Origin of the sequence: Reichenbachiella sp. 5M10 (genome assembly GCF_002742335.1) — a bacterium.
Classification (GTDB): Bacteria; Bacteroidota; Bacteroidia; order Cytophagales; family Cyclobacteriaceae; genus Reichenbachiella.
On sequence record NZ_MDGR01000007.1, the window covers coordinates 1,890,904 to 1,906,728 of the forward strand.

Sequence of the window (15,825 nt, forward strand, 5' to 3'; positions counted from 1 at the left end):
TTTTAGGTGGAATATTCAAGGAAAGACAAGATGGATAGTCGACATCCCTTAGATTCGTACTACAAAAGATTACAATCAGACAAATGAGAAAAATATATTACCTCTCGAGCTGCAGCACGTGCAGTCGTATCATCAAAGAATTGGGCTTGACCCCGGACAACATCATCATGCAAGACATCAAAACCGAAGCGATGACTGCTGCGCAGGTGGATGAGATGAAAGCGTTGACTGGAAGCTACGAAAGCTTGTTTAGTCGTCGATCGATGAAGTACAAAGCATGGGGGCTAGCAGATAAAGAACTAGGGGAAGACGATTACAAAAAGTACATCCTTGAGGAGTATACATTTTTGAAGCGCCCTGTACTCTTGATCGACGGTCAGATCTTCGTGGGCAACAGCAAGAAAGTCATCGAAGCTGCGGGTGTTGCGCTAAAATCCTAGTGAAATTTGGCAATGAGTCGGACATTGAGAAAGCGTGCCGAAAGGGCATTGGGTACTGCAAATTGATTGTTGTTGACATCTTGTACCCAATTGTAAGTCAGTACATTGTCCGTGCCGAGTAGATTGAGCACTTCCGCTCCTAGCCAGAGTGACTTGGGCAACCAAAAGTGGGGCGTATCAAAAACAAAACTCTTGGAGAATCCTATATCCACCCGGGTGTAGGCATCTCCAGAGAAGGCACTGCGGTTTGCATCGTCGTTGGGGGGACCAAAAGGCAACCCACTACCAAACTGCAAGTTGAGGTTGACTTTGATACTAGGGTCGTTGGGGAGGTGATCTTGAAAGAAGATGCCCAAATTGAGCCGTTGGTCAGTGGGTCTGCGTACATAGCCATATCCTTCGCCGATGTCCTCTTCGGTCTTCAATATTCCCAAGCTAAACCAAGACTCAGTCCCCTCGATGAATTCTCCATTGACACGAAAGTCAAAACCATAAGCATATGCCTTGCCGTTGTTGTTGGCAAAATATCGGATCTTGACATTTTCTACATCATAGGGATTGACATCCCACAGGTACTTGTAGTAGCCCTCTGTGGTAAACATAAACGGGCGCCCCCAAAGCATAAAATGGCGGTCCCAACCGAGGACAGCGTGCATCGATTGCTGGGCTCTGACGTCAGGGTTGATGACTCCAGTGCGGTCACGAAGCTCCCTGTAAAACGGATGCTGTCCGTAGAGACCCCAGGATGCGCGTAGTTGATTGCGATGCTGCGTCCCAAAGGCATACTTGTATTGTAGACGAGGGCTGATGAGTACCTGCTGACTGTAGCTCCAATAGCTGGCTCTTAGCCCAACATTGAATCGGTGCGACTCGTTGGGCGTAGCAAACTGTATTTGCGCAAATGCTCCCAACTTCTCCGAAGTGATCTCTGCGACATTGTCCACCGACTCGGTGATGGTCACGTAATCCGCCGAATCTATGAATGCATATTCGTCCAAGCGGTCTTCGATGATTTCATGATCCCAATCCAATCCGAACTGCAACAGGTGCTCTCCTATTTTTACTTCGTTGTTTTGCGCGACAGAGACGATTTTGGACTCTAGCCTGTTGCGACCATAGCCATAGTTGGTGCCTACTCCGAGTATATTGACACATTCGTTGAACCGGTTGGATGCTAGGTTTGTATTGACATCACACAACAAGTAGGCTGCTTCGATCTCGTAATTTTCTCGCTCTGAAGACAAAACACCAGATACGGACAACGTAGAAATGAACGAATCACGAAAGGCATGAGTGACGATCAGCGCGGCTTGGTTGGTATAATAGTCCATCCTTTCTCTACCATCAAACGCTACATTCAAACGGTATGAGGCTTGAAAATTACCAAAATCAGTTTGTTGCGTTTCTGGGATCGTTTCGTAATTGTTGATCGCTGAGGAGAGCAACAGACCGATCTTCGTTTTGTCGTTGACGCGCTTGGTGATGAAGGATTGGAAGTCTGTGAATTTGGGCAGGTACTGCCCCTTGGTTTCTAGAGTACCTAGGAGGTATTTGGTGTTTTTGTGCCGCACGCTGGCGGTGTAGGAGATGTCGTGCTTGTTGTCCCTGCCTCCGACATAGATACTGCCTCCGAGCAAACTCATGTTGAGTGTTGCCTCGTGCCGTACAGGTTCTTTGTAGCGGACACTGAGTACTGATGAGAGCTTGTCTCCATAGGCAGCTTCCCACCCCCCTGCCGAAAATTCTACCTCTCCGACCAAGTCGGTGTTGATGAAACTAAGTCCTTCTTGACGTCCTGCACTGATGATTTGTGGGCGATACACCTTGATGCCATTGACATATATCAGGTTTTCGTCATAATTGCCTCCACGTACCGAATAGACTGATGACAATTCGTTGTTGCTACTGACTCCTGGTAGCGTAGCGAGCACTTTCGTGAAATCACCTGTCGCAGAAGGCAGGTGATAGATGTTTTTGGGCTCAATACGAATGGTACTGATGTCCTCACGGTAGTAGTTGCTAGTTACACTCACATCTTGAAGTACTTCGGTCTTGTACTCCATCGCTATGCGTAACTCCAAGTCCCCACGCAAGGTGAAAGATTGTACTTTGGGTTGAAACTGCAGGTGGAGAACCGTCAAACTATGTGCGCCTTTAGGTAGGCTTGTCTGAAATAATCCCTGATCATCACTGATCAATGATATAGAATCAGGCAGCACAATGATTTGCGCATTGGCTACCGCTTGATCAAGACTATCTACGAGAGTGCCATGCAGCATGTAGGAGGATTGTGCTTGAGTAGCACCACATAGAACAAAGAGAAGAATGAGGTTCGCTACGAAAGATTTGAACATAAAACGTGTCAGGGTGCTTGCGCAATATATCATGAATCCACAATCAGTACCTAAGCAATTTTACATTTTTCAACTGATCTCCAGATTGCAAACTCAGTATGTACATGCCTCGGGCTTGTCCTGATACTTTGAGTTCGATCACATCCCCTTTGCGTACTTTGGTGTGCTGCTCACTCGTGATCAGTTGTCCATCTGGCGCATAGAGTTTGAGATTGAGGTCCTGACGGGCATAGCCTTTTTCGATTCGAATCGAGACATTGTCGCCACCAAATGGATTGGGAAAAATAGTGAAGCTATCCGCGAACACTTCGTCTATCGATAGGATAGATTCTCCAGTGAGTACTTTGTAATTCGGTAAACCATAGCCCACTTCATTGTTGGGGTCGCTGTAGTGGTCACTGATGGATAAGATCAGTTGCTTGATCTCGTGGTTGGTCAACTCGGGAAACTGTTGCCAAAGACCACCTGCTAGTCCAGCAATCAATGGCGCAGAAAAGCTCGTTCCTGAATTGGTACCAATCGAATTGTCCGAATGAAAAACCGATACCCCCTGCCCTAGCGCTACGACGTCTGGTTTGATAACGCCTGCTGCCGTCGCACCAATCGAACTGAAACTTGATTTCTGATTTTGACTATTGACCGCTCCGACAGTCAATACAGATGCTACGTCTGCTGGCATGGTGATGTATTTCCATGATCCATTGCCTTCGTTTCCTGCACTACAGACCACGAGTATTCCCTTTTCGCTCGCCAATGCAGCAGCTCTGGAGATGACCGAAGTTTTGCCATCGGTGTCTTCGTAGCTGTAGTTCATATTGGCATCCTCGAAGTGGTTGTACCCCAGCGAAGTAGAGATGATATCAACTCCTGTACTGTCGGCACGTTCTGCAGCGAAGAGCCAATTGTATTCCTCGATTCGGTACTCGAAATTGCCGCTATTGCTGACATCCTCTGTGATATAAAGGCTGAGGTCCATATCATAGCCTGGACCGACCAATACCTCTTTGTAATACCCCATCATGCAGCTGAGTGCATTGGTGCCATGATCTGCAAAAACAAATACATTTTCGCTGTTGGTAGTAAAGTCCAAGTGGTCCATCAGGCGATTGTTCCCAAATACCTGTGCAAAGACCGCAGATTGATCCACAGATTCAAATCCTCCGTCTAGCACAGCCACATGTACGCCTTCACCTGTATAGCCAGCCTCGTGCATCGTACTCACCCCCATCATTCGGAGTTGGTTGGACGAATTGGACGAAACAATAGAAGGTTCTCTGCCTTCGAAGGTTACCTCAAAAGTCTCGCGGATCGGGTTCAGACGAGTCCCTGGTGCTACATACTCATACCCAGTGATGTAATCCGTCAAGGCCAAGGTCTCCAAGTCACTCAATTCAGCCTCTACCAGTGCTGCATTGAACCAGCGAGAGGTAAAATACGGCGTTACGTTGTATTTGACCAAGGAGTCCAAATAATTGGTATTGACAGGAAAGTCATCCACGGTGATCTCTTGGTTGTTTTTGGCCCGGCGATCGAGGGCTTTTTGAGACAAATACTCAAGCGGAGAGTCTATGCGATATTTTGTTTCGGCCTTGTCGGCAAAGAACACAACATAGCGGTTTTTTTCAGCATGCAACTGAAATCCTAGCAACAATACCCCCACAAGCAATAGTAACTTACTCTTTTGTTTTGCCATACTCTATCAACGTCTGCGTCAGCTCTCTCCCACCTACAATCTTCGAGGGATCAATCTCGCCATTTTCTTGGAAATACTCCCATACGATGTAGCTTTTTACAATCAATCCGATATAGGGAGCATAGATTTCGTAGCGATCATCTCTTCCCACGGTTATCTGTCCCAAATCACTTTGAATGATTCTGACGGCTTCCATATAGTCTTGGTCAAACAGAGTCGTATCCAATCGGTCTGTGTCGTAGCGATAATACTCCGACGCGAGATTGTTGTATACATTAGCATCCCAGGAGGAGTCATTTTGAATCGGAAAAACCATTTTTACTAAAGAGCGGTTGTTTTCATCTGCTACGATACGACTGGTACTGACCTCAGTAGTCCATATTGAATCCAACTTCCATGTTGCCGACGCATTGGTGCGTTTGGATCGGTAGAGTTTGTAATCTATACTTCCATTGGAGAGGATTGTGGAGTCCACGATCTCCTCTTTGAGTTGATAGAATTCTTCGACCGGATCGATGAGATAGTAATTGATGTCGTGCACATCATATATCCGATAGAGCCCTACCTCCATCGGATAATATTGCCTACCGATTCGCGTCAGGTCTGCATCGATTGCCGATTGACAGCCTAGTAATAGTAGTACCAGTGATATGGCAACTAGACTATACCGCATTTCGGGCCTGGTTGAAACTCGACTTGATCCATCCACCTCCGATGACGTCATTGCCTTCATAAAACACCGCCGCTTGTCCTGGGGCTATGGCGCTTACTCCTTTGCCGAAGTAGACTTTCATGTTGTCTCCTACTTGTTCGATGACCGCCGGTGTACCGAGATCATTGTACCGTACTTTGGTGACTGTATCTAGACGCTCACCGAGTTGAGCATATTTGCCCATGATGAGTTGGTCGACGTACATGCCATCTCGTGATAGTTCATCGAATGTACCGAGAACAACTCTGTTCTTTTCTTTCTGTATTTCAATAACATACACAGGAAATCCTAAAGCAATTCCCAGTCCCTTTCGTTGACCCACGGTGTAGAATGGGTAACCTTCGTGGGTACCGACCACTGTACCGTCCTCTAGTACGAACTCTCCTCCTGCTACTTGCTCCTCTAGACCATCTACTCTCCTTTTGAGAAAGCCTCGGTAGTCATTGTCGGGTACGAAGCAGATTTCATAAGACTCAGACTTATTGACCAGATCGGTAAACCCTCGTTCGATAGCCATCTCTCGGATCTGCGTTTTCTTCAGGTGTCCTAGAGGAAGGATGGTACGAGAGAGGCTTTGTTGTGAGACGCCCCACAGCGCGTAGGATTGGTCTTTCATTTCGTCTGCACCTTTGGAGATAACGTACCGACCGTCTTCCTCGCGTACATTGGCATAGTGGCCTGTAGCGATGAAATCACAACCGAGCTTGTCCGCCCTACGCAGCAGCGCATCCCACTTGATGTGTGTATTGCACAATACACAGGGGTTCGGCGTGCGGCCTTTGAGATACTCGTCGGTGAAATGATTGATCACATAATCGCCAAACTCCTCTCTGATGTCCAATATGTAATGGGGAAAACCGAGATCAACCGCGATGTTTCTCGCATCATTGATGGAGTCAAGGCTACAGCAGCCTGTCTCTTTTTTGCTACTACCTGAGGAATTGTAATCCCAGGTTTTCATGGTCATTCCGATGACTTCATAGCCTTGCTCATGAAGCATCACTGCTGCGACTGAGCTGTCTATACCACCACTCATCGCTACTAATACTCTTCCTTTTTTACTCATCTAATGTTTAATTGCCAGGTTCACAGCCTGGTGTTCACACTTATTTAAGCCACAAAATTAACGTAAAGAGTTGATTTGATTGTTGGGTTTGGGTAGTTATTGTGTCGTAAGTAATGAGGTTAATGGAAGTAGGTACTCTTTTACAAGAAACTTCCTAATCGAAGGATCAGTCTGGTTGAGAAAAGATCAATATTTACACTGAGTATTCGATGTTCATTGTTCCAATGGTGAACGCAAGCCACATCATCAATACTACCTACCCTACAGGATTTTGAAGCTATCTGCGAGGGCGAATAAAAACGGTTCATTGTCAAACTCTCGTAGAATCAGAGAGAGCACAAACGTTACGTTCGGAGCTAACACAAAAAATGCTGAGAGCATTGCAGGGTTATTGCATTAATCGTAATATTGCTATAATCAATTAATAAAGACAAAATGAAAACACAATCACTCTCTCTTGCTTTATTAGTACTTACTTTGACGAATTATCAAGCGATAAGCCAGGAAATCAAATTTTGTAGCTCTCATGGTTTGTTTGGATGCAGGTCAGTCTTGCCCGCTAGTGAGTGGGGCTACAGGCTGCTTCGCTCTCCCCTATGACGATGCTTGACACCATGACAATACACCTTCTCAGGATTTGAAATATGATGAGAAGGTTGAGTTGATTGGTAGGGAAATGCTCTACCTAACACACTAGGTCAAAAGTTAAATCATCGTCTCCATCGAAAGTGCGAATTGATACTTGTTGGCAGGGCTCTCACGTAAATATATATACTAAATCACACCAAACTGCTTCATTATGAAAATTGCTTTTTTTTCTGATATACATGCCAACCTTCCGGCTCTGGAGGCCTTTTTTGAAGACATAGAGATTGTCAACCCAGATGCAATATATTGTTTGGGTGATTTGGTAGGGTATAATATCTGGCCCAATGAAGTCGTCGCTGAGATACGTAAAAGACGTATCCCAGTGATCATGGGCAATCATGACGAGGCACTATTGAACCCTATTGTACTTGAAGACCAATCCTCGAATCGAGGGTTGACCCGTGCTATGATATCAGAGAACAACCGAAACTATTTGATCAATTTGCCTAGGCATCTGTCACTTTCCTTTGCAAGTGATGATGTGTTCTTCAATTGTTTATTGGTCCATGGCAGTGTGAACTCTATCAATGACTACATGGTCGTAGACTATCCCGAACAAGATGTGTTGGCCATGATGAACCGAAACCAAACGGATGTCTTGCTTTGTGGCCATACCCACAAACCCTTTCATCGTAGGATTGAGAACAATGGGCAAATCAAGCATGTGATCAATATAGGTTCAATAGGCAAACCGAAAGATGGAGACACACGAGGTTGCTATGCCTTGGTTGAGCTATCCCAATCTCCGAACACCAACGATGCAGAGGCTGTACAAGTCAGTTTTAGAAGAGTGGCATATGACGTTGAGAAAGCTGCAAGAGCTGTGGAAGCAAGTAAGTTTGACAACCAATTTGCTGAAGCACTGAGGTTAGCCAGATAATATCAGTCCTAGTGACTCGTAGAGTGTAGATACAACATTTAATTACAAGTAGAACTTCCATTCGTCAGATTCCGCGCAACGCTTGATGGTTGCGTTGCGACGGCTGAGTAGGTGGACCAGGTATCGACGTAGGATCAATCGATCGACTAGTCGACCTATGACTCCATAGGGACTTTTGAATTCGATATGATCCGTCATGAGTGTGCTACGATCTTGTATCTCAAAGGAGTGCACGTGTCGGAAAAATTGGAAAGCTCCCTCCTGCATCAAACTCACAAAGTATGCCGGTCGCTCCAACTCAGGAATGAGAGTTGTCATTCGCTGGACGACCCCAAAGTGTCTGGCCTCCCATGTGACTGTCTCACCTGTATTTATCAAGCCCGTGGTGATTCCTGCTACGGCTTTTTCTTGCGTATGCTGGGTAGATACTTTGTGTAAATCAATGCTTCGGGACAGATCAAAACACCGCTCTATCGGTGCCTCAATTAGTGTATGTAATTCTATTTTGGGCATATCTATGGAGGTTTAAATCAAATCCGTCAGCGCTAATTCTATTCTATCAAAGTGAAACGAGTAGCCAGATGCCAAGAGCTTCTTGGGTACGACCCTTCTACTCTTTAGGATCAGTTCGGGCTCTGTACGGATGATAACCGCTCCCAGAGTCAACAGCCACGTGGGCATGGGCAGCCCAAACGGCACCTTGAGGACGCGTCGCAATGCGCTCATCACTTCGTAGTTGGGTACAGGGCTGGGACTTGTTACATTGTAAGTCCCGACTAACCGTTCATGATAGATCACATGGTCTACTATCCCAACAAAGTCCTTCTCGTGTATCCAGCTAAAAAACTGGTTTCCTTGCCCCTGTTTGCCACCTATACCTATCCGCGACAGATTCTTCAAAGGAATCAATGCTCCGCCTGTTCTGCCCAATACGATACCAATACGCAAAGCCACTTTTCTGGTATGAATTGCCTTTGTTTGATGAAAAGCCCTCTCCCATTTTTGACACACATCGACAGAAAACCCTTCGCCGATTTCACCTGTCTCTTCGTCCATCTCTCGATCGAGTGCATGACGATAGATGGTAGCCGAGGCTGCGTTGATCCATAATTTGGGAGGGGTTGTCAGTGTATCGACCACCTGTCCCAAGACATAGGTAGCATCAAGCCGTGAATTATAAATCTGCTGTTTGTTCTGTGCGGTGTATCTACAATCTACAGACTTACCTGTCAAGTTGATCAGTACCTCAGTATGCTCTAGTTCAGCAGTCCATGCGCCTGTGGTCTTGGCATCCCACTTGACGTAGCGCACATGTCTTTGATCCAGTTGGTGACTTCTCGTCAAGACTACTACTTGGTAGTTCTTTTGAGCAAAGTGCTGTACGAGGATATTCCCTAGGAACCCCGAACCGCCAGCGATAACTATTTTCTTCATAATCGATAGTATTTTTTTCTTTCCAACTCAATCACAGCGACATAAAACAAGTAGATCGGATAAACAGGTATCTGAACAGCCATGCCGAGTGCGACAATGAGCATGCAAGCCTGAATATAGAAAGGTGCATTTTTCATATTTAGCCACGCACTACAGCGTCATTTTTTGCACGGATTCTCAAGCGAAAGAATACAAACAGATTGAAGAAGTGCATGCTACCGAGGATCAGAATGATGCCTCCAAGTTTGATACTGAGTGTCTCTATCACTGCTTGTATATTTTGTACATCGCCTATGATTTTGAGTGTGTAGATGGCATAGCCGATGTTGATCAAGTAGAATCCTACGATCAGGAGCTTGTTGACACTGTCGGCTAGTTGCTCACTGCCGTGAAAAATATCCACCAAAAAAATGCGTCCGTTGTTGAAAAGAGTCTTGGCAACCCACACTGTGAGAGCAAGGGTCATCGCGGTGTAGATGGCGTAAGAAAGAATGTGATAGTTCATAATTTTGTTTGTTTAAGTTTGTTTCATATATTTCATAACTTTCAGTAATTAATGAAAGTTATGAGTAAAAAAATATTACAGCTTCATGAGCAGTTTGACAAACCAGTTCTGATCTGATTTGGTGAATTTGTCCAGTACCCCATCTACTTTCAACGAAAAGTCATTCAGCTCACGCGTAACTTTCTTGAATTCCCGTATTTCCTTAGAATCTCCAGAAACAGACTGTACCTGATTGAGAACCTTCAATATAGGTTCAATTTCTCGTCTTCGTCGCTCTTTAGACACTTGTCTAGCGAGTTCCCACACGTCCTTATTTGCATAGAAAAACTCCTTTCTCTCTCCTGCTTTGTGTTCCTTTTCTACGATGCCCCAATCCATCAAGGCACGTAGATTCATGTTGACATTGCCCCGCGACATCTGGAGCTCACTCATCATCTCTTCGGCTGACAGTGATGCCGTAGACACCAGTAGCAAGGCATGAATCTGAGCCATGGCTCGGTTGATTCCCCAACTAGATCCTAGAGTACCCCATGCTTGTATGTATTTGTCTCGCGCTTCTTTGTAATCCATGATGTCACAAACGTAGTTATAATTATTAAAGTTTCAATTATGTTTGAAACTTATTTATCTGTCGGTGCGGTTACTACGCAATAGATCTGCATCCGTTCTAAATATGCGCTATGAAGATAATTTTCACCCCCCTTATTGCACATCAAACAAAAATTACACTACTTTGTGATTCAAAGTACTTTTTATGGAGAAGCAAAAATATATTGAAGACTTACAAGACATCAAGACGATAATGGATCGTTCGTCCAGATTCATCTCGCTGAGTGGTATGTCAGGTGTAGTAGCAGGTATCGTGGCTCTGTTGGGAGCATACTTAGCGTATGAGACTGTCTACACGGGTCAAAACTACCTCAGCTATCGACGTGCCGACATGACCAGCGAAAACGTCTTGCTGTTGATGGGAATTGCTTGTGGTGTGTTAATCCTTTCTTTGGCGGGAGGGTTGTATTTCACGCAAATCAAAGCCAAGAAATCCAACCAAAAACTATGGGACAATCAGTCCAAAAGATTGATCATTAATCTTTTGATTCCATTGGCAGTGGGAGGTTTGGTTTGTCTCATACTCCTCTCCAAAGGTTTCGTAGGCATTATTGCTCCCTTTACGTTGATTTTCTACGGATTGGGACTGGTCAACGCCAGTAAATATACTTTGTCGGAAATCAGAAGTTTGGGCTTGATAGAGATTGCATTAGGACTGATTGGATGTCAGTTCGTGGGGTTTGGGTTGATTCTTTGGGCTTTAGGATTCGGGGTATTGCATATCATCTACGGAATCGTCATGTACAAAAAGTACGAGTCGTGAAGGACATTCTGCAGGATTTAAATAAGGCCTTTGAGAATAAGGTGCGTCTCGGGATTATGTCTGCCCTAGTGGTCAATGACACCTTGGATTTCAACAGTCTCAAGGACCTACTCGGCGTGACGGATGGCAACTTGGCATCCCATATCAAGTCTTTGACCAAAAGCAGTTATGTACATACAGAGAAGCAGTTCGTCAACAACAAACCACATACTCAATACTCTGCCACCGAATTGGGCAGAGCCGCTTTCATCAAGCATATCAAAGCCATCGAACAATTATTAAGGAACTAAAAATTTTATCTAATCACTTTGTATTTCAAAGTACTTTCCAATCAAACCATGAAGAATCAGAAACATATCACACTAGGCCTTGTTTTGGTCATTTTGTCGTCTATCGTCTATGGGCTAGAAATTTATTTTAACACAGATACCGAGGGAGAACCTTTTGGAGCACTCTTTTTTTTACACTATACTCCTGCCCTGTTGTATATGTTCTTTGTCAAGTATGAAGACAAACATTTTTGGCGGTTCTTTCAGAAGGAAAATTTCGCTCCCCATACCCTCCTTTTGGTCTTATTCAATATCAGTGCATATTCCCTAAACCGAAACCTTCCTGTGTTCAATGAGTCTACCGATTGGCTCACGGTATTTTTGGTCATCGAGAATGGTCTGCTGATAAGCTACGCCTTGGTCAACAAACCGTCCAAGTACTTTGAGTACACGCTGTGCTTTTTCTTGGTTATCGCATTGTTTTTCAATGTGTATCAAACCCTCATGATTTTACCCATTTCATTTATCGGAATAATAGCGTCTCCATTTTTCGGAATATCCTTACTCCTATTCATTCCTATGTTCTATATAGCAAGTATCACCACACTACTGAGCACTTTAAAATGGCATCACGGTCATCAAATCGCTGCGGGAACTGCCGTCGTACTATCTGTGGGTATAATGGCTAGTTTCTGTACACAATGGCAGGCCATAGAGAATACGGTATTGAAATCCAAATTGGTCCAAGACGCTCCCTTCTCAGATGACCAAGGGCTACCAGATTGGGTTTCTATTGCTCAGTCGATTGACGATGGCCCCTTCACAGAAAAGTATCTCAAAACTGGGCTTGTTTACCAAAGGTTTGCAAACTACCGAAACTCAGGTTTCTCGTCTATATGGAGATCTTCTCTAGATCAAAAATTCGTACACGACCCGTTGGTTTCTATTGCTTCTATTTTCATGAAGAAAAGCACGTTGGACGAAATGACTAAAATCAAAGTTCTCAATTATCTCTATGATGCGAGGCATCAAACTACGGATCGGTTTTGGAGTGGAGAAAACCTAAAAAGTAAGCAGATAGTCACGAATGTCGAGCTGTTTCCCGAAGAGAGACTGAGTTTTACCGAACAAATCATCACCATCTCCAATGATCGTATGAGTAGAGGCAGGTGGAGGAGTCAACAGGAAGCTCTATTTACGTTTGATATGCCCGAAGGCGGTGTAGTCACTTCCTTGTCTCTGTGGATCGAAGGGCAAGAAGCCAAGGCTATTTTGACCTCTAAGAGCAAGGCACAAAAAGCATACAACACGATAGTAGGTCGTGAACGACGCGACCCTTCGGTCGCCTTTTGGATGGAAGGAAACAAAGTCCGTGTACGTGTATTTCCCTGTACGCCTGAGGAAGATCGGAAGTTCAAAATAGGCATAACCGCTCCTTTGGTACTGACCGGACAGCAGTTGAACTATCAATCTGTTGGCTTCAAAGGGCCTGATTACTCCAAAGCCGATGGTGCCATACATGTCGTCACCCATGGTGCAGATCTCGTACAGTCTACGCTCGATTTTGACGAAAGCCCAATGTATCGCACATGGCAAGGGAGCTACGTACGGGATTGGAGCCTGTCTATTGACGACACCCGCCTACCCAAAGGCAGTTTCTCATTTCATGATGAGCATTTTGCTGTAGAGAAAACCACTCTGCTCCAAAGAGATCTGACGCCTACGGTCGTATATATGGATGTATCCAATGCTTGGACTACACAGGAATTAGAAGAAGTATCTGTGCTGTTACAAGAACAAGAAATTTATACGTTCACAACTCACATGAAGAAAATAACGTCTCCCAAGTCGATCGCAAGAATAGCGGACACCAATCTACCAACCTTTACCTTATTCCCCTTTCACCAAGTCCAAGCAGATCAAGCGATCATCATCACCAAGGGAGGAAAAGCAACGCCTAATCTAGCTGATCTCAAAAACACACCATTCAAAGACGATCTGTTCAAACATATCAAGGAACAAAGTAGTGCTCCTTTGGTTTTGGATATTGGTAACGAACCGTCAGACTACATGAAGTCCCTCAAGGAATTTGGAGTCATCGATCATCACCTGCTGAGCATGACGGAGTTGATCCAATGCTTCGATCAGCATCATTTTCCCATCGCAAACCATGACCCTAATCTAACGGTAATCCCTCAAAATGGGCTTTCGATTCGGCGTCTTGATTCTGCTAAAGCAAACGGTAAGCAAGCATCCGATCATCTCATGCGTTTATTCTACTACCAAGAGATCATGAGCAAAATTGGAAACCAATACTTCACCGAAGACGGCAATGAGTACATCGAAGAGCATATCGTAGATCAAGCTGCTAGAGCCAATATCGTGACTCCCCTATCAAGTTTGATTGTCTTGGAAACTCAACAAGACTATGATCGATTTGACATCCAAAAGAAAAAGGACTCTTTGGGCAATGCCAATATCAGTAATGCAGGCGCAGTACCCGAACCACACGAGTGGGCCTTGATCATCGCTGGGATTGGCGTATTGTTTTTCTGGTATTGGAGTTCAAAAAAAGCCTCTGTTCAGTCATGACATTCACACTTGCCAATCGCATAAAAACATATTGGCCTTGGACTATCGCAGCGATAGTTCCTCTGGCACTATTCTTAGGGTTTTATCCTCAGTATCTCCGCAGCGGCACGTTCTTTTGGATCTGTCTACTCACCTTGCCTTTGTCTATGCAATCTCGGGCGATAGGACGTGGGCGTTACATTTTTTGGATGGGCTTAGGAGTCACTGTTGTATCTATGGTTCTTCCTACCACCATTGGAGTGTATGTACTGATGTGTCTCATACTTATATTGCTGATGGAGTCTATCGTTGGTCGACTAAACTATACCCTATTGATACACGCTCTACTGGCTTCTCCGCTGTTCAGTTATTTTAGTAGTTTGATTAGCTTTCCGATACGCCTACAATTGTCCAAAATCGTATCCTATATGCTTCAAAGTATTGGAGCAGATGTTCGAATCGAAGGTAACATGGTACAACTAGGTAGCCATTCATTCTTGGTAGACGAGGCATGCGCAGGCATGCACATGCTTGGCTATGGACTATTGTTTGGCACGATCATTCTTTCGGTTTTCACCAAAAATAAGATCCTTAGTTTGAAAGCATTACTTACCTACTATGTAATACTACTTGCCTTGATCTTTTTAGGCAATGTCGTTAGAATCACATTACTTATTTTGTTTCAAATCGAGTCAGATCATTGGTTTCATGAGGGACTGGGTCTGCTTTTGTATGTCTGTCAGATATTGATTCCATTTTATGGGATTGTACAATGGGGAACGAACAAGCTCCCCGTACAAAATATGGCTGCTAGTCGTCAGGAGCACGTCCCTCTGTTCCCCAAATGGCAATACGCTATGTTATGTCTGTTGATGGGAGTACTCACAGCTAGACAGCAACAAAAAACTGCAGGCTACAAACCAGCTGGGCAAAGCATCAATCTACCTGGCTATCAATCCATCGACCTTGGCAACCAGATAATCAAGCTTCAAAACACACAAGGACTGATCTATATCAAACCCCCTGTACCTGCCTATCGTGCAGATCACAATCCCATAATCTGTTGGCAAGGCAGTGGCTATTCGTTCAAAAGAATAGAAAAATGGTTCATTCAAGATATTCAAATCAACCACGCAGAACTGATCAAAGGAGAAGACAAGATTTATACGGCATGGTGGTTTGAAAGCCTAGAACACAAAACAGGGGATCAACTGGAATGGCGAAAATATGGGATACTCCATAATGAAGACTTCTATTTGATCAATCTCACATGCAACACCAAAGAGGAATTAAACAAACAGTTACGCACCCTCCTGGGTCAAAATATAATATCACCTAAAAAAAACAGTACCTCATGAAATCCAAAATCACCTCTTACATCCCTCCTGCTTTATTCTTCATGTTCATCCTATGGATGATTCTGTCGGCAGATCTAGATCACCAGAATCTCATCATGGACATAGGACATAGTGTACCTCATGGGGACAAGGTGGGGCATTTTCTTCTTTTTGGAATCCTCGCGTTGCTGACCAATATGGCTCTGAAGTTTAGAAGGACTTCTCTTGCTAGTCGCAAGTTTCATATGGGCTCATTGCTGGTCTTTGCCTTTGCGATCTGCGAGGAGTTTACACAGCTGGCCTTTCAGACGAGAACGTTCGATTGGGTAGACATGCTTTTTGACCTGTTTGGAATTGGCCTACTCTCTTCTATTTCATTCAGAAGATTCTTGGTTCATCAATTTCAAACTTTGACTCACTATCTCGCCCGAAAACTGCATGTAGACTAACACAGTATTTTAATTTGACCCTGAACAGAACCCATTCAAAGCAGGTTTTGTTCAGGGTTGAGTCAGAGGTCAACCCAAAAGCTTATCTCTGATTT

15 protein-coding genes are annotated in these 15,825 nt (G+C 44.5%); 7 read left to right on the plus strand and 8 right to left on the minus strand.

All coding sequences use genetic code 11. The annotated features are described in order from the left end of the window. The first annotated feature begins 83 nt into the window (after positions 1–83). The gene (locus BFP72_RS07595) at positions 84–440 is read left to right on the plus strand and encodes an arsenate reductase family protein (RefSeq protein WP_099598562.1); all 357 of its coding nucleotides are present in this window, start codon (positions 84–86) and stop codon (positions 438–440) included. Here the strand turns inward: BFP72_RS07595 and BFP72_RS07600 are convergent. From BFP72_RS07600 to mnmA, 4 genes are read right to left on the minus strand one after another with little or no spacing between them, the layout of a single operon-like run. After that, on the minus strand, positions 437–2,827 hold the full coding sequence (locus tag BFP72_RS07600) for a TonB-dependent receptor (protein ID WP_099598563.1): 2,391 nt from the start codon (positions 2,825–2,827) through the stop codon (positions 437–439). The two genes, BFP72_RS07595 and BFP72_RS07600, sit on opposite strands and share 4 nt — an antisense overlap. A 10-nt stretch (positions 2,828–2,837) precedes the next feature. Next, the gene (locus tag BFP72_RS07605) at positions 2,838–4,487 is read right to left on the minus strand and encodes a S8 family peptidase (RefSeq protein ID WP_099598564.1); all 1,650 of its coding nucleotides are present in this window, start codon (positions 4,485–4,487) and stop codon (positions 2,838–2,840) included. Continuing rightward, a complete protein-coding gene (locus tag BFP72_RS07610; RefSeq protein WP_143519981.1) occupies positions 4,468–5,160 on the minus strand; it encodes a hypothetical protein in 693 nt (230 codons plus the stop codon). Before BFP72_RS07610 ends, BFP72_RS07605 begins: the two co-directional genes overlap by 20 nt. Beyond that, complete coding sequence (gene mnmA / locus BFP72_RS07615; protein WP_099598566.1) at positions 5,150–6,265, minus strand: tRNA 2-thiouridine(34) synthase MnmA; 1,116 nt, start codon at positions 6,263–6,265, stop codon at positions 5,150–5,152. The genes BFP72_RS07610 and mnmA overlap by 11 nt, the downstream gene beginning before the upstream one ends. Positions 6,266–7,064: 799 nt before the next feature. Here mnmA and BFP72_RS07620 point away from each other — a divergent pair. After that, complete coding sequence (locus tag BFP72_RS07620) at positions 7,065–7,793, plus strand: metallophosphoesterase (RefSeq protein WP_099598567.1); 729 nt, start codon at positions 7,065–7,067, stop codon at positions 7,791–7,793. Positions 7,794–7,835: 42 nt separating this feature from the next. Here the strand turns inward: BFP72_RS07620 and BFP72_RS07625 are convergent, their stop codons facing one another. The 4 genes from BFP72_RS07625 to BFP72_RS07640 all read right to left on the minus strand — a co-directional run bounded on the left by BFP72_RS07625 (position 7,836) and on the right by BFP72_RS07640 (position 10,302). After that, the gene (locus BFP72_RS07625; RefSeq protein WP_099598568.1) at positions 7,836–8,306 is read right to left on the minus strand and encodes an SRPBCC family protein; all 471 of its coding nucleotides are present in this window, start codon (positions 8,304–8,306) and stop codon (positions 7,836–7,838) included. A 12-nt stretch (positions 8,307–8,318) separates the two neighbouring features. Continuing rightward, positions 8,319–9,227, minus strand: a complete 909-nt coding sequence (locus tag BFP72_RS07630) for a TIGR01777 family oxidoreductase (RefSeq protein ID WP_099598569.1) — start codon at positions 9,225–9,227, stop codon at positions 8,319–8,321. 139 nt (positions 9,228–9,366) lie between these two features. Beyond that, on the minus strand, positions 9,367–9,732 hold the full coding sequence (locus BFP72_RS07635) for a hypothetical protein (protein ID WP_099598570.1): 366 nt from the start codon (positions 9,730–9,732) through the stop codon (positions 9,367–9,369). 75 nt (positions 9,733–9,807) lie between these two features. Next, positions 9,808–10,302, minus strand: coding sequence for a GbsR/MarR family transcriptional regulator (locus BFP72_RS07640; RefSeq protein WP_099598571.1), 495 nt, complete (start codon positions 10,300–10,302; stop codon positions 9,808–9,810). Positions 10,303–10,486: 184 nt separating this feature from the next. Between BFP72_RS07640 and BFP72_RS07645 the strand changes: the two genes are divergently transcribed. Genes BFP72_RS07645 through BFP72_RS07665 form a run of 5 tightly spaced genes read left to right on the plus strand, consistent with a single transcriptional unit; the run spans position 10,487 to position 15,730 of the window. Continuing rightward, a complete protein-coding gene (locus BFP72_RS07645) occupies positions 10,487–11,104 on the plus strand; it encodes a hypothetical protein (RefSeq protein WP_099598572.1) in 618 nt (205 codons plus the stop codon). Next, on the plus strand, positions 11,101–11,394 hold the full coding sequence (locus BFP72_RS07650; RefSeq protein ID WP_099598573.1) for a transcriptional regulator: 294 nt from the start codon (positions 11,101–11,103) through the stop codon (positions 11,392–11,394). Before BFP72_RS07645 ends, BFP72_RS07650 begins: the two co-directional genes overlap by 4 nt. A gap of 48 nt (positions 11,395–11,442) precedes the next feature. Further along, positions 11,443–13,965 carry an XrtN system VIT domain-containing protein gene (locus tag BFP72_RS07655; protein WP_143519982.1) on the plus strand — a complete coding sequence of 841 codons (2,523 nt, stop codon included), beginning with the start codon at positions 11,443–11,445 and terminating at the stop codon, positions 13,963–13,965. Next, on the plus strand, positions 13,962–15,302 hold the full coding sequence (xrtN, locus tag BFP72_RS07660; protein WP_099598575.1) for an exosortase N: 1,341 nt from the start codon (positions 13,962–13,964) through the stop codon (positions 15,300–15,302). Before BFP72_RS07655 ends, xrtN begins: the two co-directional genes overlap by 4 nt. Next, positions 15,299–15,730, plus strand: a complete 432-nt coding sequence (locus tag BFP72_RS07665) for a VanZ family protein (protein ID WP_099598576.1) — start codon at positions 15,299–15,301, stop codon at positions 15,728–15,730. The genes xrtN and BFP72_RS07665 overlap by 4 nt, the downstream gene beginning before the upstream one ends. Positions 15,731–15,825: the final 95 nt, after the last annotated feature.